20 protein-coding genes are annotated in these 20,102 nt (G+C 43.5%); 7 read left to right on the forward strand and 13 right to left on the reverse strand.

Annotation, left to right across the window (positions count from 1 at the left end; translation table 11 throughout):
* Positions 1–291: 291 nt before the first annotated feature.
* From AACQ75_RS04970 to AACQ75_RS04980, 3 genes are read left to right on the forward strand one after another with little or no spacing between them, the layout of a single operon-like run.
* Positions 292–732 carry an ATP-dependent zinc protease family protein gene (locus tag AACQ75_RS04970; RefSeq protein WP_019282319.1) on the forward strand — a complete coding sequence of 147 codons (441 nt, stop codon included), beginning with the start codon at positions 292–294 and terminating at the stop codon, positions 730–732.
* On the forward strand, positions 732–1,637 hold the full coding sequence (gene rimK, locus AACQ75_RS04975) for a 30S ribosomal protein S6--L-glutamate ligase (protein WP_010320145.1): 906 nt from the start codon (positions 732–734) through the stop codon (positions 1,635–1,637). The genes AACQ75_RS04970 and rimK overlap by 1 nt, the downstream gene beginning before the upstream one ends.
* Entirely contained in the window at positions 1,597–2,694 is a 1,098-nt protein-coding gene (locus tag AACQ75_RS04980; RefSeq protein WP_088718002.1) for a succinylglutamate desuccinylase/aspartoacylase family protein, read from the forward strand. Before rimK ends, AACQ75_RS04980 begins: the two co-directional genes overlap by 41 nt.
* Positions 2,695–2,800: 106 nt before the next feature.
* Here the strand turns inward: AACQ75_RS04980 and AACQ75_RS04985 are convergent, their stop codons facing one another.
* The 13 genes from AACQ75_RS04985 to AACQ75_RS05045 all read right to left on the reverse strand — a co-directional run bounded on the left by AACQ75_RS04985 (position 2,801) and on the right by AACQ75_RS05045 (position 16,044).
* On the reverse strand, positions 2,801–4,156 hold the full coding sequence (locus tag AACQ75_RS04985; RefSeq protein ID WP_170889654.1) for a sodium-dependent transporter: 1,356 nt from the start codon (positions 4,154–4,156) through the stop codon (positions 2,801–2,803).
* A gap of 126 nt (positions 4,157–4,282) precedes the next feature.
* Positions 4,283–5,839, reverse strand: coding sequence for a diguanylate cyclase (locus tag AACQ75_RS04990; protein ID WP_170889656.1), 1,557 nt, complete (start codon positions 5,837–5,839; stop codon positions 4,283–4,285).
* Between the two features lie 65 nt (positions 5,840–5,904).
* Positions 5,905–6,648, reverse strand: a complete 744-nt coding sequence (locus tag AACQ75_RS04995) for a YggN family protein (protein WP_170889658.1) — start codon at positions 6,646–6,648, stop codon at positions 5,905–5,907.
* A gap of 142 nt (positions 6,649–6,790) precedes the next feature.
* Positions 6,791–7,855 (reverse strand): DNA polymerase IV, encoded by a 1,065-nt coding sequence (dinB, locus tag AACQ75_RS05000; protein WP_170889660.1) that lies wholly within the window; start codon positions 7,853–7,855, stop codon positions 6,791–6,793.
* Between the two features lie 116 nt (positions 7,856–7,971).
* On the reverse strand, positions 7,972–8,205 hold the full coding sequence (nqrM, locus tag AACQ75_RS05005) for a (Na+)-NQR maturation NqrM (protein ID WP_013856179.1): 234 nt from the start codon (positions 8,203–8,205) through the stop codon (positions 7,972–7,974).
* An 8-nt stretch (positions 8,206–8,213) separates the two neighbouring features.
* Entirely contained in the window at positions 8,214–9,221 is a 1,008-nt protein-coding gene (locus tag AACQ75_RS05010) for an FAD:protein FMN transferase (RefSeq protein ID WP_017046581.1), read from the reverse strand.
* 178 nt (positions 9,222–9,399) lie between these two features.
* Positions 9,400–10,623: an NADH:ubiquinone reductase (Na(+)-transporting) subunit F gene (gene nqrF, locus AACQ75_RS05015; protein ID WP_013856176.1), complete on the reverse strand. Its 1,224-nt coding sequence runs from the start codon at positions 10,621–10,623 to the stop codon at positions 9,400–9,402.
* Positions 10,624–10,656: 33 nt separating this feature from the next.
* Complete coding sequence (gene nqrE / locus AACQ75_RS05020; protein ID WP_013856175.1) at positions 10,657–11,253, reverse strand: NADH:ubiquinone reductase (Na(+)-transporting) subunit E; 597 nt, start codon at positions 11,251–11,253, stop codon at positions 10,657–10,659.
* A 7-nt stretch (positions 11,254–11,260) separates the two neighbouring features.
* On the reverse strand, positions 11,261–11,893 hold the full coding sequence (locus AACQ75_RS05025) for an NADH:ubiquinone reductase (Na(+)-transporting) subunit D (protein WP_013856174.1): 633 nt from the start codon (positions 11,891–11,893) through the stop codon (positions 11,261–11,263).
* On the reverse strand, positions 11,893–12,660 hold the full coding sequence (locus AACQ75_RS05030; RefSeq protein WP_013856173.1) for a Na(+)-translocating NADH-quinone reductase subunit C: 768 nt from the start codon (positions 12,658–12,660) through the stop codon (positions 11,893–11,895). The genes AACQ75_RS05025 and AACQ75_RS05030 overlap by 1 nt, the downstream gene beginning before the upstream one ends.
* Positions 12,650–13,894, reverse strand: coding sequence for an NADH:ubiquinone reductase (Na(+)-transporting) subunit B (locus AACQ75_RS05035; protein ID WP_013856172.1), 1,245 nt, complete (start codon positions 13,892–13,894; stop codon positions 12,650–12,652). Before AACQ75_RS05035 ends, AACQ75_RS05030 begins: the two co-directional genes overlap by 11 nt.
* Positions 13,895–13,899: 5 nt before the next feature.
* Complete coding sequence (locus tag AACQ75_RS05040; RefSeq protein WP_026027642.1) at positions 13,900–15,240, reverse strand: Na(+)-translocating NADH-quinone reductase subunit A; 1,341 nt, start codon at positions 15,238–15,240, stop codon at positions 13,900–13,902.
* A 495-nt stretch (positions 15,241–15,735) separates the two neighbouring features.
* Positions 15,736–16,044, reverse strand: coding sequence for a BolA family protein (locus AACQ75_RS05045; protein WP_026027643.1), 309 nt, complete (start codon positions 16,042–16,044; stop codon positions 15,736–15,738).
* A 161-nt stretch (positions 16,045–16,205) separates the two neighbouring features.
* Here AACQ75_RS05045 and AACQ75_RS05050 point away from each other — a divergent pair, with 161 nt between their 5' ends.
* The 4 genes from AACQ75_RS05050 to AACQ75_RS05065 all read left to right on the forward strand — a co-directional run bounded on the left by AACQ75_RS05050 (position 16,206) and on the right by AACQ75_RS05065 (position 19,950).
* Positions 16,206–17,336 (forward strand): methyltransferase, encoded by a 1,131-nt coding sequence (locus AACQ75_RS05050; protein WP_170889662.1) that lies wholly within the window; start codon positions 16,206–16,208, stop codon positions 17,334–17,336.
* A 24-nt stretch (positions 17,337–17,360) separates the two neighbouring features.
* Positions 17,361–17,930, forward strand: a complete 570-nt coding sequence (locus tag AACQ75_RS05055; RefSeq protein WP_094132491.1) for a YajG family lipoprotein — start codon at positions 17,361–17,363, stop codon at positions 17,928–17,930.
* Entirely contained in the window at positions 17,930–18,475 is a 546-nt protein-coding gene (locus AACQ75_RS05060; RefSeq protein WP_013856167.1) for a peptidylprolyl isomerase, read from the forward strand. The genes AACQ75_RS05055 and AACQ75_RS05060 overlap by 1 nt, the downstream gene beginning before the upstream one ends.
* 83 nt (positions 18,476–18,558) lie before the next feature.
* Complete coding sequence (locus tag AACQ75_RS05065) at positions 18,559–19,950, forward strand: AmpG family muropeptide MFS transporter (protein ID WP_170889664.1); 1,392 nt, start codon at positions 18,559–18,561, stop codon at positions 19,948–19,950.
* Positions 19,951–20,102 lie beyond the last annotated feature (152 nt).

Below are 20,102 nucleotides of genomic sequence, written 5' to 3' on the forward strand. Positions count from 1 at the left end.
CTCTGATGTCGAATTCTTCAACCAGCGTGTAATAGCAAGTTGATGAATATCTTGCTTTGGCAGCGGAATTCGGCATCAATCCTTACCTCTTTTTCTATCAATTAATTTTATCGATAAGGCAAATTAATTTCATTAGCGCACATTTTTTGTGACTGCTAGAGTTCGCCCCCTTGAAGTTCCTAGAGTTATTCACCACACTCTCTTCAAGCGATAACACCATTTAAAAGTTGTATCGGGGATGCGGCTACTCCTTAGCGGCGTCTTACATTCTCCAAAAATATTGAAACTGCGATGAAAGAAGAAATGATTGTCGGATGGCGAGAAACTCTCAGCCTTCCAGGGTTAGGTATTGAGCAAATTAATGCCAAAGTCGATACCGGAGCCCGCACGTCGTGCTTACACGCATTTAAGGTAGAGAGCTTCATCAAGGAAGAGACTCTTTGGGTTCGCTTTTGGATCCACCCTGTGCAGCGCAATAATGACAAGGTCACAGTGTGCGAAGCTAAAGTCATTGATGAACGAATCGTCCGTGATTCCGGTGGCCATGAAGAGTCACGTTACGTTATTCAATCAGACGTCAGTTTGGGCGGCCAAACTTGGCCCATTGAAATAACGTTAACCAATCGCGAAAATATGGGTTTTCGTATGCTATTAGGTCGCACCGCAATGCACCGTCGAATTTTAGTTAATCCAACTAAATCGTTTTTAATCGCTTTCGAGGAGAGCAAATAATGAAAATTGGTATTCTGTCACGTAATGCTTCGTTGTATTCAACCAAGCGTCTGATTGAAGCGTGTAAAAGCCGTGGCCACCAAGTCAAAGTGATTGATGGGCTGCGTTGCTATATGAATATCAATTCTGAAAAACCCGAAATTCACTTTAAAGGTGAAGAGTTAGCGGGTTTTGATGCAGTCATTCCTCGTATTGGTGCATCCGTTACGTTTTACGGTACTGCGGTATTACGCCAATTTGAAATGATGGGGGTTTATCCTGTCAATGAATCTGTGGCTATTAGCCGTTCCAGAGATAAACTTCGCTCAATGCAGCTATTGTCTCGTCGCGGCATTGGTATGCCAATTACTGGTTTCGCCAGCAAACCCGATGATGTCAAAGACTTACTCGACATGGTCGGAGGAGCACCGGTAGTAATTAAATTACTTGAAGGAACTCAAGGCATCGGTGTAGTGTTAGCGGAAACACGCAAAGCAGCAGAAAGTGTGATCGAAGCGTTCATGGGCCTGAAAGCCAATATCATGGTGCAAGAGTACATCAAAGAGGCCGGTGGCGCCGATATTCGCTGTTTCGTTATTGGCGACAAAGTTATCGCAGCCATGAAACGGCAAGGTGCCGATGGTGAGTTTCGCTCTAACCTACACCGCGGCGGAACGGCCTCTTTGGTAAAAATCACCCCTCTAGAACGTAAGACGGCTATCGATGCGGCGAAGATTATGGGTCTCAATGTTGCGGGTGTGGATCTTTTGCGATCGGAACGTGGCCCATTAGTGATGGAAGTCAATTCATCGCCAGGTCTTGAAGGTATTGAAGCCGCTACTGGTAAAGATATCGCCGGGTTGATTGTCGAATTTATTGAAAAAAATGCGGCAACGAAAGGGACAAAAACACGTGGCAAAGGTTAGGAAAAACACAGCATTTCATTTCCTGGGGGATTCAGTTCCCCCAGGAACGCGCAAGGCAATGGAGCTAGAAGCGGCTAAGCTTTATACACACTCGCCACTCTCTATCCCTATCGAAATCATTAATGGAATATCCACTGGCCCAACCTTAATGGTTAATGCCGCCATCCATGGTGATGAACTGAACGGCGTTGAAATAGTCCGTCAACTGATCAACTCCATCGACCCGCAAAAACTAAAAGGGACACTGATTGTTGTCCCCATCGTCAATGCCTTTGGCTTTATTCATAAATCTCGCTACCTTCCTGATCGACGCGATCTCAATCGCTGCTTCCCTGGAAGTGAAACTGGCTCCCTCGCCTCTCGCATTGCACATACTTTCTTTTCCCAAGTCGCTTTACGTTGTGATTACATCATTGACCTGCATACTGGTGCTATTCATCGCACGAATTTGCCACAAATCCGCGCCGATCTCACTAATCCTGAAACCTTGCGTATTGCCCAAGCATTTGCAACCCCAGTGATCATCGACTCTCCACTGCGTAATGGCTCGCTCAGAAGTGAAGCAGAGAAATCAGGCATCACAGTATTAACTTATGAAGCAGGTGAAGCGCTAAAATTTGAACCTATTGCCATCAATGCGGGTATTGTCGGTGTGAAACGCACCATGCAAGCCATTGGTATGATGCGCAAAAGTCGCAAGGCCGTACCGACATCGATCATCGCAAAATCAACCAGTTGGCTCAGAGCCGAAAGCGATGGCATCTTGCGCACTGTGGTGACACTTGGTGACAAGGTCGAAAAAGGACAAGTGCTTGCTTATATCAACTCACCGCTTGGTCATGTCGAAGTCGAATTAAGAGCCAATAAGGGAGGTATTGTGATTGGCCAACAAACTCTGCCTCTTGTTAATGAAGGAGATGCCGTATTCCATCTCGCCTACTTCTCGCAAAGCGATGAGATGGTTGAGCAAGTCGTGGGCGATTTTATTGAAGAGGTCGCAGACAGCGATTTAGAACCTCTAACCACGGGACACTTGATGCCACCGTCGATGGTCTAAATAGTCGATAACTCTAAACAATAGAGACACATAAGTTCAATAATAAAGCCCTTATTCAAAGGGCTTTATTATGTTTAAGCATGAGTGGGATGAAGAAAGTAACTCATTAACCGAACGAAGCCCAAATCACCGTAGCCACTAATACAGGGCAGACAAATTTCACATACCAAGGCCAGATTTTACCAAACCAACCCAATTGGAACTCAGGGAAACCTTGTTCTAACTCTTTGACCTTCGCGTGACGACGCCATACCCAACCGCCAAATAGGCAGAACATCAGCGCTGCTGTCGGCTGCAAATATTGCGTCGCAACCGTTGCCACTAAGCCAAATAGCACACCAAAGTTATAAACAATAACGACACTGACTAGCGCAATTAACGCGCCTAATACCCAGCTTGTTGGTGCGCGTTTCGTATTAAAACGCTCGCTGACTAAGGCTACAGGGCATTCCAGCATAGAGATAGAAGAGGTTAACGCGGCGATCGTCAGTAAAGTGAAAAATACGATAGCAAACACCTGCCCCATCCAACCAAGGCTATCAAACATCAATGGCAACACGGTAAAAACGAGCGTGTCTGAATTTAGTAAAGAACCGTCAGCGGCATAGATTTCCACACCTTTATGCATCGCAACAAACATCGCAGGCAACACAACAAGGCCAGCAATGAAAGCCACGGCAGTATCAACTAAAGTCACATTTAGTGCCATCTTCGGCAGGTTTTCTTGCTTACTCAGATAAGAGCCGTAAATCAACATCGAGCAGCCACCAATGGTTAATGAAAAAAAGCCTTGTCCCATTGCCGCCAGTAAAAGATGTCTGTCAAACACCTTTGAAAAATCAGGGACCAAATAGTGTTGTAAACCTTCCATCGCACCAGTTTGCATCATGATGTAAACAAACAGCACACCAAACAGTACAAACAATGCAGGCATTAAACGCGTTGACCATTTTTCAATCCCGTCTTTAACACCACCTTGCACGATTAGAATCGTCAAAATATAAAACACTAAGGTTCCGAATAAGTTACGCTCAACACTAAACCCTTTCAACCAAGCTGTGATTTCCACAAAACCCAATAACTCTGTCATCGCACCGAGTAAAAAGCAGATTAGCCAGCCACCGACGATGCTGTAAAACGCCAGTACCGCACTCGGAACACTCAAACCAATCCAACCGACAAAGCCACCGACCATTTTACCTAGTGGATGAGGCGTTAATGAGCGCATGCTATCAACAGGGTTTGCTTGCCCAAAACGGCCTATCGCCATTTCAACCACTAACATAGGGAAGGCAACGACCATGATCATCACCAAATAAACCAATAAGAATGCGCCGCCGCCGTTGCTTGCCGCTTGGGTTGGAAAGCCCCAGATATTACCTAGGCCAACTGCCGCACCCGCCGCCGCAAGAATAAAACCAAGACGTGAACCAAAATGTTCACGAGAATCAGACTGTGTCATACCACTCACACAAATATCAATAGACTAGTTAGCTAGTACGGTAATACAGACAATCAAATAGAGCAATTACACTGCTTATTTATTAAACAATCATTGCAAAAATAAACAGAATTTACTGCGTAAAGATTATTGAACAGGCAATGTTAACGGGAGATTAGAGGTGAATTTTTGCACGAGATAACGACCTCTTCCTTGTGCTTTGACTGCATAAAGTGCTCTATCAGCCACATGAAAGAAATCTAGATAGTGATTCAACTGTGGGGTATCAATTTCAACCCCTCCAACGCTGATTGAAAGCGTCTTCTTCGCCGGGGAAAATTGGTGGGTGATGCGCAGCGATTCAACCGATTCGATCAGTCGTTTAGCATAAGCTTGACCATCAATTTCGATGTCGCTCGCCAAAACTACACAAAACTCTTCTCCACCAAATCGAGCAACCAGTTTTTCACCGCCAAAATCCAATTTTTTTAAGCTGGTCGCAACAGATTTCAATGCTTCATCACCCTCTAAGTGGCCGTAGTGATCATTGAACAATTTAAAATAGTCAATATCGATTAAAAACAATACGATATATCTAAATTGATAATCAACAATATAGCTTTTAAAGACCTTTTCTAAACGACGGCGGTTCGCAATACGTGTGAGTGGATCGTGCTCTGATTGCCATTTTAGTTCACGCCGACTGGTTTCCAGCTCCCATACTATTTGGTTCATCGTACGAGAAAACTCTTTCATTTCCTTCGATATGAAGGATCGCTCACTAGGCATCTTTCCACCCGATGCTTTAAATTGCTCCAGTACTTGATTGGCATCATTGATTGGCTTGACTACTTTATTCGCTACAACTAAGTTCAAGAAAAACATTAGGATAGAGAATGAAGCAAGCCCAGACAGCTCCTGCCATTGAATAAACGGTGGGACTTTAACGGTATGACTTACTTTAATCAACACAGTAAGACGATTGCGATAATCAAGCATTTCAAGGTAAGAGATATTATCTTCATGTGGCGCTGCAACTGCTTGATCATTAAGACTTTTGATCAGCATAACTTCCACATTCACCCCAGTTGCAATCACAAGCTCATTGATAAACTGTCCACTGATCCTTTTTAAAAAAAGTAAATAACCTTTGTCGCATTCCTTTGCGTCACTATTACAAACCCGAGAGGTTGCAACGATGAAAGGTTTGTCGTCTATCACGATAAAACTGAGATTCGGTTTGATGAAATCTTTTGGTGCTTTCATCGCGTCCGCTAAAATATCACCAAAATTATATCGAATCGCATCATAACTGGCTTCATGGCCAGTCTCATAGTCGTAGCGCTGGCCCCAAACTAATTGCACATCTGGATTAAAAATAAAAATACCGTCTAATGACTTGGATTCAAAGATGTGAGTACCAATACTGTCGCGAATAAAATCATCATTAGGCTTAGCAATAAAATCGGCCATTTCATTCCATGCGGCATAATCAGCCAACGATGCCCCCATGTCCGTTTTTTGCATATTAAGAACAGTTCGAACTCGGTTAACCTCACCTCGTTGCAAGGAAAGAGCATCTTCAACGGCGCGATCATAAGACCACATAAACTTAAATAGCAGATAACACAAAATAAACAGCACAACGAAGGCTATTGAAACTAATGCTGTTAACCGTCTCAAGCTAAAATTATTAAACAACATCCATACCAGTAAATTAACCTAACATCATAGACACAAATAAAGAGCACCGAATGTGCTCTTTAAGTTTAGATGGTAAAGACTTGATAATCTTTTAATACTGGTATTTTTTGGTGCAGTTGTTGTTCCTGCTCAACCATATCATTAAGAGACTCACAAAAATCACGACTCTCTTTTTGAATTGTGGCGGCGTTTTCTTGAATTCGCTCGGCTAACTTAACTTTTAAGTCCGCCATGGTATCGGTCAACTTTGTGATGTTTAAGCCACCCTCTTCTCTCATTTTCAGTGAAAGGGCATCGAAGGCGCCGGATATAAACTCTTTGTTAAATAAAGCTTTCGCTTTTTCAAAATCATCGGCCCAAGTTTGCGTCATTGATTCAAAAGTCTGCGCAGGGAGAACCAGCTCACCATTTTTGTAATAACGAGATTCAATATTGGCAAAAAAAGCTGCTATGGATTGCTTGGCGCTATCGAAGGCGTTGGGAGATTCAATACTTTTCGCAACATCATCCAAAATATCATTCGCCAACGCTAAGCCATCACTCGCGATCTGTTTTACTTTAGGCAATGAAGCATTCATGCTTTCTCTATACTGCTCAAGGGCCGTTTTCTGGTCACTGTCGAGCTCCATCTTTTCACCACGGATATAAAGATTGTTCTGTGTATCCATCAAAACAGTGTCGGTGCTCGTTTTGAGAATTTCAACCTTATCACCATCAAGGTGAACTTCATGGTTCACATCAACTCGGCACTGCGCTGCCCACAAAGGGGAGCTCAACAACATTAAAGTGACTAACACTACTTTTTTCATTGTTTTCTCTCATCGATCGTTTTATGACTAACCATATCAGGTGTGGATATTTGATGAGTTAGTATTTCTCGCTAGCAATATAAATGATTTCGACCTAAAAACCGTCAATTTAATGACATAAATGTTAGTTTGTTTCACTAATTTAAAAAAAACTGAGCTGCTTATTGAGCATTTCTGGCTTTAACATCACTTGTAAACCAAGTAAGCGAATTTCTCGCCCATTTTGCCGCAACAAAATATTCTCCAAAAGGGTTCGAAAATCATTGAGCTCTAACTGTGGATGAAGATGCTCAATCGTCGTAAGTTGAAAATCGGCAAACTTGACTTTGATCCCTTGTTTGACAATCAACCCATCAACACTCGCTCTGTCTAACCTCGCTTTTATTTCTGGATAGAGATGATGTTCAATCACCTGCCAGCACTCTTCATAACTTGAGATATTTTGACTAAATGTTCTTTCGACACCTAATGATTTGCGCTCCCTCTCTGTCACGACTTCGCGATTATCAATTCCATGACTTTTCTTCCATAGTGAAGCGCCTAATCTGCCAAAGTTACGAAGTAGCTCTCGATAGTCCGTTAGCTTGATATCTTCACACTTATAAAAACCCGCTTGGTGCAACTTTTCCAGACTAACCTTACCGACACCGGGTATTTTCTCTAGCGGCAATGAATCGACCACCAGCTGTACTTTATCGGGTGGTATTACAAATTGACCGTTAGGCTTATTCATATCAGAGGCCACTTTAGCCAAAAATTTTACAGGTGCTACACCTGCAGAGGCGGTCAGTTGAAGTTCGTTATGAATATCATAGCGAATAGCTTGAGCTATCAATGTTGCGCTTCCTTGACATAGCGGTGAATCACTCACATCAAGAAATGCTTCATCTAATGATAACGGCTCAATAATGGATGTATAACGTTCGAATATCTGTCGGATTTGAATGGAAATAGCTTTGTATACCGACATCCGCCCCGGAACCACCAGCAGATTGGGGCATAATTTTAAGGCTTGAGCAGTCGGCATTGCGGAACGAACGCCAAATTTCCTCGCCTCATAATTGCAAGTACTTAACACACCACGCTGCTTTTCATGACCACCAACGGCTAGAGGGCGATGCCTATATTCGGGGTTATCACGCATTTCTACCGCAGCGTAGAAACAATCCATATCAATATGGATAATTTTTTTGATTTTATTTTCCAATTCAAAACCATCAAAAGACTGTATACATAAACAGTATATTCTTGGTTTCTATGGATTGAAATGAATTGCTTTTAAAAATTAAAGAGCCTGCACAAAACAGGCTCTTTAATCGTAGCTCAGGCGATACGATCTTTTTCCCAATGCGCTAACTTTTCAGCTCTTGCTGCGGCCTTAGCTTCGCGTTTTTTACGTGCATCACAAGGCTCTGGGCAATTACAGACTTTTTCAATGCCAACAGCACCTAATCCACCACAGCTGCCTTTGACTACTTTTTTTTGAAAGACATAGCCAACCGCCATCGCGGCAATGACACACAGAAATACACTGAATGTAATGAAAAAAGTATTCATAACTTAACTCACTTTTTATTTAGAAATGGCTTAAATGCGCTGGAGGCAATCTCTTCAAAACCTTGTTCTGTTTTCACAATCATGAACACAGGAATATTGTATTGCTCTGCAACCTCAATACCTTTCGTCTCTCCTAGTACCATTAATCCAGTCGCTAGGCCATCTGCCGTCATTGAAGATGCGTCCAAAACGGTAACTGATACCACTTTATTATGGATGGGTTTGCCAGTGATTGGATTGATAATGTGAGAATAACGCACACCATCTTGCTCAAAATAATTACGGTAATCACCTGAAGTGGCAATTGCCAGATCACCAGGTTCAATGATCTCTTGAGCGGTACGTTCATCAACTGTCGGTTTTTCTATAGCGATTCGCCAAGGTACGCCTTCTCGATTTACGCCTTTTAAGCGCATCTCACCACCGACTTCAACCATGTAATTGGCAATGCCTTGTGATTGAATGTAGTCAGCAACCACGTCGACTCCCCATCCTTTCGCAATAGTTGAAAGGTCCACATAGAGATTAGGAAGATCTTTACTTAACGTAGTGTCGGTTGCGCTAAGATGCTCAATGCCTATGTTGGTTTTACGCTCAGCCAATTCAGCATCGCTTGGCACCACATCAGGACGAGCTTCAGGGCCAAAACCCCATAGGTTAACCAAAGGACCAACAGTGACATCCAATGCACCTAAAGTAAGACCGTTAAGACGCTGCGCTTCTTTCACCACGGTTGCGGTTTGAGAAGAAACCGTAAAAGGTTCCGTTCCTTGATATTGATTAAAACGGCTGAGCTCAGAATCTTTACGATAGGTAGACATTTGATCGTTCACTTCTTCCAATAACCGATCAACTTCCTTTTGGAGAGCCTCCGAGCTAGGGATACCTTCAGCTTTCAGGTACTTAATATTGTAAGTCGTGCCCATAGTAGGGCCACTGAGATGAACTTGCTCAACCGATTTTTCACAACCCGCCAAGATGAATAGAGAAGCTAACGCAACAAGCCATTTTTTCACTTGTTTACTCCTAAAAATGAAAGTGAATATAGAAAAGAAGTGGTTATAGAAAAGAAATTCCTACACCTATTTTCTATGTTAACTGAGTTGGAATTCAAAGCCACAAGGCAAAACTAAAACTAAAAAAACAATGGCTGACTCATCAGAGCCAGCCATGGGTTTTACTTACTTCAGTGAATTAACCACCGAAGTCATCAAGAAGGATGTTCTCATCTTCTACACCAAGGTTTTTCAGCATGCCAATCACAGCCGCATTCATCATCGGTGGTCCACACATGTAGTATTCACAATCTTCAGGCGCTTCATGGTCTTTCAGATAGTTTTCATACAATACATTGTGGATGAAACCTGTGTATCCATCCCAGTTATCTTCAGGCATTGGATCAGAAAGCGCACAGTGCCATACGAAATTCGAGTTTTCAGCTGCAAGGCCGTCAAAATCTTCAACGTAGAACATCTCACGCTTAGAGCGCGCACCATACCAATAAGACATCTTACGGGTAGATTTTAAACGCTTAAGCTGATCGAAGATGTGTGAGCGCATTGGAGCCATGCCCGCACCACCACCGATAAAGACCATTTCTGCATCCGTATCTTTGGCAAAGAACTCACCAAATGGACCAGAAATAGTACATTTATCACCTTCTTTCAGTGACCAAATGTAAGAAGACATCTGACCCGGTGGCACATTGGGATTATTAGGCGGCGGCGTAGCAATACGCACGTTTAGCATAATAATACCGAACTCTTCAGGGTAATTCGCCATTGAGTAAGCACGAATAATATCTTCATCAACTTTTGACTCGTAGCGGAACAGGTTAAATTTGTCCCAATCGCCACGATACTCTTCTGGCACGTCAAAATCTGAATATTTGATGTGGTGTGCTGGCGCTTCGATCTGAATGTAACCACCAGCACGGAAAGGTACTGACTCGCCATCAGGGATCTGAAGTTTAAGCTCTTTAATGAAGGTGGCTTTGTTGTCGTTAGAGATAACGGTACATTCCCACTTTTTAACACCAAAAATTTCTTCAGGAAGTTCAATATCCATGTCTGTTTTCACAGCCACTTGACACGCTAAACGTTCACCCTCACGAGCTTCACCTTTAGTAATGTGATCAAGTTCAGTCGGAAGAATATCACCACCGCCAGATTTCACTTTTACACGGCATTGACCACAAGAGCCGCCACCACCACACGCCGATGATACAAAGACACCAGAACCTGCAAGTACGCTCAGTAGCTTACCACCTGGATTAGTCACAATAGACTTATCTGCATCACCGTTAATTGAAATTGTAATGTCGCCTGTTGGAACTAGCTTAGATTTAGCAAATAGAATTACCAAAACGAGTGCTAGAACAATCAGGGTAAACATCACTACACCAAGAATAATGTCCATTGACTATTCCTTAATTGTTGCGGTTTACCCGACTTACAGTTGAACACCAGAGAAAGACATAAAGCCTAACGCCATTAGACCCGCCGTGATGAAGGTAATCCCTAAACCACGTAAACCCGGAGGTACATCTGAATATTTCATTTTCTCACGGATACCGGCAAGAGCGACAATCGCTAACATCCAACCCACACCCGAACCGAAACCGTAAACGACGGATTCAGCAAAGTTATAATCACGCTGAACCATGAAAGATACACCACCAAAAATGGCGCAGTTCACTGTGATTAAAGGTAAGAAAATGCCCAGCGCGTTATACAAAGGTGGGAAAAAACGATCCAATATCATCTCTAAGATCTGTACCAATGCGGCAATAACACCGATAAAGGTAATGAAATTTAGAAATGTAAGATCAATATTTTCACCCAATGCACCCGGTTTAAGTAACAAGTTATAAACCAAGTTATTCACTGGTACTGAAATGGTCAGAACAACAGTAACCGCAATCCCTAAACCAAACGATGTCTTTACTTTCTTAGATACAGCAAGAAATGTACACATACCCAAGAAGAAAGAGAGTGCCATGTTTTCGATAAAAATCGATCGAACAAGCAAACTGATATAATGTTCCATAACGCCCTTACTCCTTCGCTTCTAGTTGTTCAGGTTTGAACGTGCGAATCGCCCAAATCATGAAGCCAATTAGGAAGAATGCCGAAGGTGCTAGCAGCATCAAACCGTTAGGTTGATACCAGCCACCATCTTTCACAAGAGGTAGAACTTCCATTCCAAATAGCTTGCCTGAACCAAGAAGTTCGCGGAAGAAACCAACAGTGATCAATACAAAACCATAACCCAGACCATTACCGATACCATCGATAAAGGAAGGAATCGGTGCCGACTTCATTGCAAATGCTTCAGCACGGCCCATTACGATACAGTTAGTAATGATCAACCCTACGAACACCGATAGCTGTTTCGAGATATCGTATAAGTAAGCACGTAGGATCTGGTCAACAACAATAACCAATGAAGCAATGATCGCCATCTGAACGATGATACGCACACTGTTAGGTATGTGGTGACGAATTAACGAAACGAATAAGTTAGAGAAAGCCGTTACAAACATAACGGCTAGCGTCATAACAAACGCCGTTTCCAACTTAGTGGTTACCGCAAGGGCAGAACAGACACCAAGCACTTGAAGTGCGATTGGGTTGTTATCCAACACCGGCGCTAGAATGCTCTTTTTAATCTCTTTTGCGCTAGACATTAGTTCAAACCTCCGTCACGAACTTTTGCTAGGAATGGACCAAAGCCCATATCACCTAACCAGAAGTCGAAAGTGTGTTGAACACCGTTACTGGTCAGTGTTGCGCCAGAAAGTCCATCAACGCCATGCTCAGATCCGGCAGGAGCGCCACCTTTCACAACTTTAATTGCAGGTTGGTGGTTGTCATCAAACAATTTCTTGCCAACAAATTGAGCACGCCATGATGGGTTTTCAACTTCACCACCCAATCCCGGAGTTTCACCTTGTTCGTAGTAAGTAATGCCTGAAACGGTATTACCATCGGTTTCTACAGCCACAAATGCGTACATCATTGACCACAAACCATTACCGTGAACGGGAACAATCACTTTAGAAATCTCGTCGCCACTTTTCACTAGGTAAACAACCCCAGTATTAGCACGACGAATAATCTTCGCTTTATCTTGTTCCGCTGTTAGCTTGATAGATTGAGCTGGGTCTTTAGAAGCTTTGCGTTGATCATAGGCTGTTGCATCGCCATCAACAAAGTTCCCGGTTTTAAAATCAATCAAACGAGGTTCAATGTATTTAGCAAAAAGCTCTGGCACGCTACCAGACTCGTTAATGCCTGCAACTTCAACAATCTTGCTTTGCTTATCAAGTACTGCGTTAACTTTTTGCTTGTCACGCAGGCCAACCGCTGCTGTCGATACGATGATTGAGCACACTAAGCTCAATGCGATAACAACAAACAGCGTTTTTTTAATGCTATCGTTATTACTTGCCATAGCGTGCTAGTCTCCGCTTGATGTTCTTCTCAATCACAATATGGTCAAACAAAGGTGCAAATAGGTTCGCAAATAATATCGCCAGCATCATACCTTCTGGGTAAGCTGGGTTAACCACACGAATCATCACACACATTGCACCAATCAAAATACCGTATGCCCATTTACCTTTGTTAGTAAATGAAGCCGATACTGGGTCGGTTGCCATGAAGAACATACCAAACGCAAAGCCACCAAGTACTAGGTGCCAATGCCAAGGCATATTAAACATTGCATTTGTGTCTGAACCAATAACATTGAACAGCGTTGATATGGCAATCATACCTACCATAACACCCGCAATAATGCGCCATGAAGCAATGCCCATGTAGACAATAAATGCCGCGCCAATCGCCAGTGCTAACGTCGATACTTCACCGATAGAGCCAGGAATGTTACCAACAAACGCATCCATCCAAGTAATGGCTTCGCCAGTGACCTTATTGATCAGAGCACCGTTACCACCTTGAGCCCATTGGCTTAGCGCCGTTGCACCAGAAAAACCATCTGCAGCTGTCCAAACAACGTCACCAGAGATCTGTGCTGGGTAGGCGAAGAATAGAAAAGCACGACCGGCTAATGCTGGGTTTAGGAAGTTACGCCCGGTACCACCAAAGATTTCTTTGGCAACAACCACGCCAAAGGTAATCCCTAAAGCGGCTTGCCATAAAGGCAGTGTGGGTGGAACAATCAGAGCAAACAAAATTGAAGTTACAAAGAAACCTTCGTTAACTTCATGCTTACGCACCATACAAAACAGCACTTCCCAAAAACCACCGACCAAGAACACCGTGGCGTAGATAGGTAGGAAGTAAGTCGCACCGAGCAGCATCATACTTGCCCAACCGGCTTGCGTACTTAATGTACCGCCAAGCATTTCAGTTAGCCAATAGTGCCAGTTACCACTGATGACTGTCGCCAATTCAGCGCCAGAATACAGATGGTTAAGTGCAGTAATCGATTGGTGACCAACGTTATACATACCCCAGAACATCGCTGGGAATACCGCTAGCCAAACCATGATCATGATGCGTTTGAGGTCAACGCTATCACGAACGTGTGAGCTTCGTTTTGTAACTAAACCAGGCGTATAAAAAAGCGTTGCTGCTGCTTCATACAAGGCAAACCATTTTTCATGTTTGCCGCCAGGTTCAAAATGATGCTCGATGTCTTCAAGAAACTTTTTAAGGCCCATGAAAATTACCCTTCCTTCTCAATCTTGTCTAGGCACTCACGAAGTAGCTGACCATATTCGTATTTACCAGGACATACAAAGGTACACAATGCGAGATCTTCTTCGTCCAGTTCAAGGGCACCGAGACGTTGAGCGCTATCGATGTCACCTGCACATAGGTCACGAAGTAGGAGCGTTGGTTCCATATCTAGTGGCAACACTTTTTCATAGTTACCAATAGGTACCATCGCACGATCACTACCATTGGTTGTGGTTGTCATGTTGAACAACTGACCTGTGAATAGATGACCAAGGAAAGAGCGAGTGACTGAAAATTTGTTCTTGCCAGGCATTGCCCAACCAAGAAAATCTTTGTCACGACCTTCACGCAGAACCGATACTTGGAGGTGATAACGACCAAGATAAGCTACAGGCCCCGCCGCTTTCACACCAGAAAGTACAGAACCAGAGATGACACGAACTTCGCCCGGCATCAATTCGTTATCCGTTAACTCTTCGAGGCTAGCACCAATCTGAGTACGGACAAGACGAGGTTTGTTGACCACAGGTCCTGCAAGCGACACCACTCGTTGTGTGTATAGCTCACCGGTTAAGAACAATTGACCAAACGCAATCACGTCTTGGTAATTGATGCTCCACGCCACATTGACTGCATTTACTGGATAGAGGAAATGCATGTGAGTCCCTACAAGACCTGCAGGGTGTGGGCCATCAAACACATGTTCTTCAACGTTTGGCTGTGAAGAGCGTGGCAAGCTAGTACCAGATTTACAGACGTAAACCTTGCCCTCAGTCAGAGTTGAAAGGATATCGAGACCAGCGACGAATGCTTCAGATTGCTCATTAATGATCGTCTCAGGTTTTGCCGCTAATGGATTGGTATCCATTGCTGTCACAAAAATAGCCTGAGTTGAAGACTCAATTGCTGGAACCTTGCTAAACGGACGAGTACGCAACGCAGTCCAAAGACCAGACTCAACTAACTGAGTTTTAACCGTTTGACGGTCAATACTTGCTAGTTGGCTAGCTTCAAAGCTATCGAACGTGATTTGCTCATCACCTGCCACTTCAATCACTACGGATTGTAGGACACGTTTGGCGCCACGATTGACTTCGATAACCTTACCGCTTGCTGGTGAAGTAAATTTAACACCCGGATTCTTTTTATCTTCAAAAAGAATTTGAGCTTTCTTTACTTCATCGCCTACGCGAACATGCATGGTAGGACGCATGCCAACGTACTCTTCGCCAAGCAAGGCGACTTTAGTGATGGTCTTACCATCATTAATCACCTGGGAAGGAGTTCCTGCAATAGGAAGGTCCAAACCCCTTTTTATTGTAATCATACGCACTTGCACTATTTTATCGGGAAAAAGATTCTTTTAATTGCGTAAGTTCAAGGCTTGTTTATCTTTCATGGTCGTTCTTGATAAGAGGCCAAATGAAAGTTAAACCAGCCTTAGACACGACATTTCTGTGTCCGATTTTGGCTTGTTTTAAACGCCAGAACCGCAACATCCTTTTAATAACCTCATCACAAGTATGGTATGAGATCCATTAGGTGCAATAGTCTAGCATTTTTTCGGAACCTGATGCCATGACCAATCCTCTGATAAGTCGTTTTATTTGGAAGGATTTGAATCATAAAGGCTAGCGAATAGTCATAACTTTGAAGCATCGCACAAATAACCTATTCCTTACCCCTTATGAGTATTTATTTTTATTCACTACCTAAAACAATTTCTCTCAACTTGTTCATCTCGTCAATTTGTTTAAATACTGTTAACATTCCGCTCAAAAACAGAACAAGAGAACGGCATGTTCAGACGGTTCTGAACGAGTTATTTTCCACCGCCCATACACATAGGACTATCAGGTACGCCACTAATTTGCGCCTGCCACTCTTGTGGTGTGTAGGTATGAATCGAGAGTGCATGAATGTGGTTCGCTAACTCTTCTGCCAACACTTGGTTAACCTGTCGGTGACGGCCAATCAAACGCATTCCTTCAAAACTGTCACTCACCACAATGACTTTAAAATGGCTTTCCGATCCTGAAGGCACATTGTGCATGTAGCTTTCATTTTCGACTTTCAAATAATCAGGGTGAAATGCTTGATGCAATTTTTGTTCGATTATGGGTTGGATCATACCGTTGCCTTTCTTCCTCAAATAAGAGCATGAGAACATATACGAGTGTAAAGAGATTTAAGTTTAACTAGCCTTATAGAATAGCGAAAGGTTTTGGTTCCTTGTTTCTACGCCATTTGAGACAATGCATCCGTAATTCTCACTACGACCTATAAAAAATTATGAAAACAGAGTTGGCACTGCATGATCGAACGTTGAGCTTGCACCGTTTCCCACATCGTTCAAACGAAACATTACAAGCTTGGGATGCGGGCGATGAATATGTGATTAATCATATTGAAGCGTTGAATTTAGCAATAGGCAAACGCATCCTTATTTTAAACGATCACTTTGGCGCTCTATCGTGTTGGTTTGCAGATAAGCATCACGTCACCATGATGAGCGACTCTTTTATTTCGCAACAAGGTACGTTAAACAATCTTCAGCGCAATCAGTGCCGCAACGTGCAATTGCTCTCAACAATGGATGCCATCCCTGAATCGGTCGATCTGGTGCTTTTTCAATTGCCCAAGAGCAATCGCCACTTGGTTTGGCAATTAAGCCAACTCCGTCAGTCCCTTGCCCAAGATTGCCCTGTGATAGCGGTCAACAAAGCGAAAGAGATCCACACATCAACCTTAAACTTATTTGAAAAGTATTTAGGTTCAACAAGCACTTCTCTTGCATGGAAAAAACACCGCCTCGTTTTTTCAGCACCGAACGTATCACCGATTGAAACGGTAGAACCCATAACTGAATGGGCCGTAGAAAGCGAATCCATCCGTCTAAAAAATCTGCCGAATGTCTACTCAGGTGAGGGATTGGATCTCGGCGCACGCTTTTTTCTACAGCATCTTCCGCAAGATCCTAAGTTACAGCACATCATCGACCTTGGATGCGGCAACGGGGTGTTATCAATCAAGATGGGCCAACTCAATCCTCAAGTACGAATGACCTGCGTTGATGAAAGCTTGATGGCCATCGAGTCTGCAAAGCTAAATTTGCTGGAGAATTTAGGAGAAGATCGCAATATTCAATGCATTGCGAATAACTGCTTAGATGGTTTTCAACAAGAGAGTAGCTGTTTAGTATTGTGTAACCCACCATTCCATCAACAACAAGCTATCACGGATCACATTGCTTGGCAGATGTTCTGTGATGCAAAGCATGTTCTTAAAAAAGGGGGACGATTATTAGTGATCGGCAATCGCCACCTCGGCTACGATGTAAAACTAGCAAGATTATTTGGCCAAGGGCAGGTAAAAACTGTCGCGACCAACCATAAATTTGTTATCTTACAAGCAACTAAATAGGCAAGGATAAGAAAGGAAATGACCATGAAAAAACTGGTTCTCGCAGCCTCAATCGCATTACTCACCGCTTGTGCCGCACCTCAGCAACAGCAAATCAACTTTATGCCTACTGCAACGACCAGCAAAAATACGGTCGTCAACAATAAAGCCTTTACTCTGGTTAGCAAAGATATTCGATCGGCGCAATATGTGGCTTTAGTCGATAGTGGCCGCTCTAATATTGAGCCAATTCATGCCAAACAAAATGTTCGCATTGCGGTTGAGAATGCGTTGGCAGAACAATTTAGCTCTCAAGGCTATCGCTTAACAGTGAACAGCGAAAACAATGTCACCGTTGAAATTGCAGAAGCACTAGTGACGGTAAAACACAGCGTCATGTCGAATGAAATGGATGGCAGTGTCACGCTTGAAATCACCGCGGAAACACCAAAAGGCAAATTGGTGAAAACGTTCAACGGAACGGCAAAACGTTCCGGTACACTCAGCGCTTCAAATGATGAGATTGAAATGGTACTCAACGATGTCATGAACTTGGTACTTAAAGAAATTGCCAATGACAGCGAACTTAATGGTTATTTACAGGAGCGCTTTTAATGTTACGTTCTCTCGTTACGACATTAGCGCTCGTCAGTTGCACTGCGTTTTCGGCGCCCAACGTCCTAATTGAGACGAACTTAGGGTCATTTACTGTTGAACTTAATACAGAGAAAGCGCCAACGACTGTCGCAAACTTCGTAAAATATGTTGAAGATGGCAGTTATGTTGGCAGCCAGTTCCACCGCGTTATCCCAGGCTTTATGGCACAAGGCGGCGGATTTGATGCGGATTTAAAACAACTCACCACTTACGCTCCCATCAAAAATGAAGCGAGCAATGGGTTGACTAATGACACCGCGACGATCGCAATGGCCCGTACCAATGATCCTAACTCAGCTACTCGCCAATTCTTTATTAACTTGGTCGATAATGATTTTCTCAACTACAACGCTCGCCCACCGGGTTATGCAGTCTTTGGTAAAGTCACGCAAGGGTTTGATGTTGTGCAAAAAATGGCTCAACAGCCGACCAGCACGAAAGGGCGAATGCAAGACGTCCCCATCGAACCAATCGTTATTACGAATGTCACACTAGAACAATAACCATACCAACGCCGATTTATCGGCGTTTGATTTTATTGGGTCGCCTTTCGACCTAAGCTGCTTTACTGACAAGGATTCGCTGTATGCCATCAACCTCCTCCTCTCTCACTTGGATGGAAACTATCCGTAGCTATCTTGATAAACGCCTATTGTGGGTATTTATGATGGGGTGTTCGAGCGGTTTTCCGTGGGTTTTGATTGGTTCGAATATGTCAGGATGGCTAAAAGATGCAGGCTTAACCACCGCTGCAATTGGTTATTTTGGCAGTGTCTTCGCAGTTTACGCGATTAATTTTCTATGGGCCCCATTGGTGGATCGCATCAAATTACCCATTCTGACGCCATTATTAGGTCAACGCCGTAGTTGGGTATTTTTGTGCCAATCGATCATTTTGATCTGTACGCTGCTAATTGCGGGTGTCAATCCAGCCCAAAATTTGATGTTTACCTCAATGCTTGCCTTGGGCATTGCGATCGCTTCTGCCACTCAAGATATCGCGATTGATGCTTTTCGTATCGATACTTTCCCCAAATCACAAGCCAATAAGCTGCCACAAGCCTCCGCCATGGCCATCATGGGGTGGTGGACTGGATATTCTCTGCCGGGCTATCTCGCTTTTGTAAACGCTGATAGTATCGGTTGGAATGCCGTTTATTATGGGATGGCACTCTGTGTCGGGCTGTTAATGCTTTTCACGCTCTTGGTGGGCGAACCAAAAACACATCGCGAAGCGCTACAACATCAAGCGGAGCTGCGACACAATCAGGTTGTTGGTTCGAAAGTCGTCGCGTGGTTCACCGTTACCGTAATCGAACCATTTCTCGATTTCTTCAAACGCAATGGCGCGCAAGTAGCACTAACCCTGCTGTTGTTTGTTTTTTTATTCAAGATTGGCGAAGCTTTTCTTGGCCGAATGTCGATTCCATTTTACAAAGAAATTGGCTTTAGCAACGAACAAATTGGTCACTACTCGAAGTTAATTGGTTGGGGAGCAACCCTGTTCTTCACTTTGATTGGCAGTATGTTTAACGTGCGATTTGGTATTGTTCGCGGCTTGATGATTGGTGGCATCGCGATGTCTGCCAGTAATTTGATGTTTTCGTGGATCGCTCAAGTTGGCCCTAATGAGCATCTGTTCTTGGCGACCATTATTGTCGATAACTTTACCACTGCGTTTTCCACCGTGGCCTTTGTTTCGTTTCTTACTGTGTTAACAGGGCAGGCATTTTCAGCAACGCAATATGCGCTATTGGCCTCTCTAGGAAACTTTGGCCGCACCACGCTGGCTTCCTTTAGCGGGGAGTTGGTCGACTATCTCAATAATTGGTCACTATTCTTTATTATTACCGCACTGATGGTAGTACCAAGCCTTATCATGCTCTACTCACTGCGCCATTATTTTGCTGATTTACTGCAAAAAGCTCGGCAGAGAGACATCGATGATATTGCCAAGCAAGGCGTTGATAAGCGTTAGATGAAAAAAAGGTCGTACAATACGACTAATGCCGTTCACTTAAGAGTGAACGGCATTTTTGTTCTTAGCATACCGTTGTGGTCTAGGCTTAACTGTTCTAGGGAATGTTCTTTCCCTTCGCCCTTCAAGTATTAAGCTTTCAGCCATGTTGT

Source organism: Vibrio sp. B1-2 (genome assembly GCF_963888445.1).
Lineage (GTDB): Bacteria > Pseudomonadota > Gammaproteobacteria > Enterobacterales > Vibrionaceae > Vibrio > Vibrio anguillarum.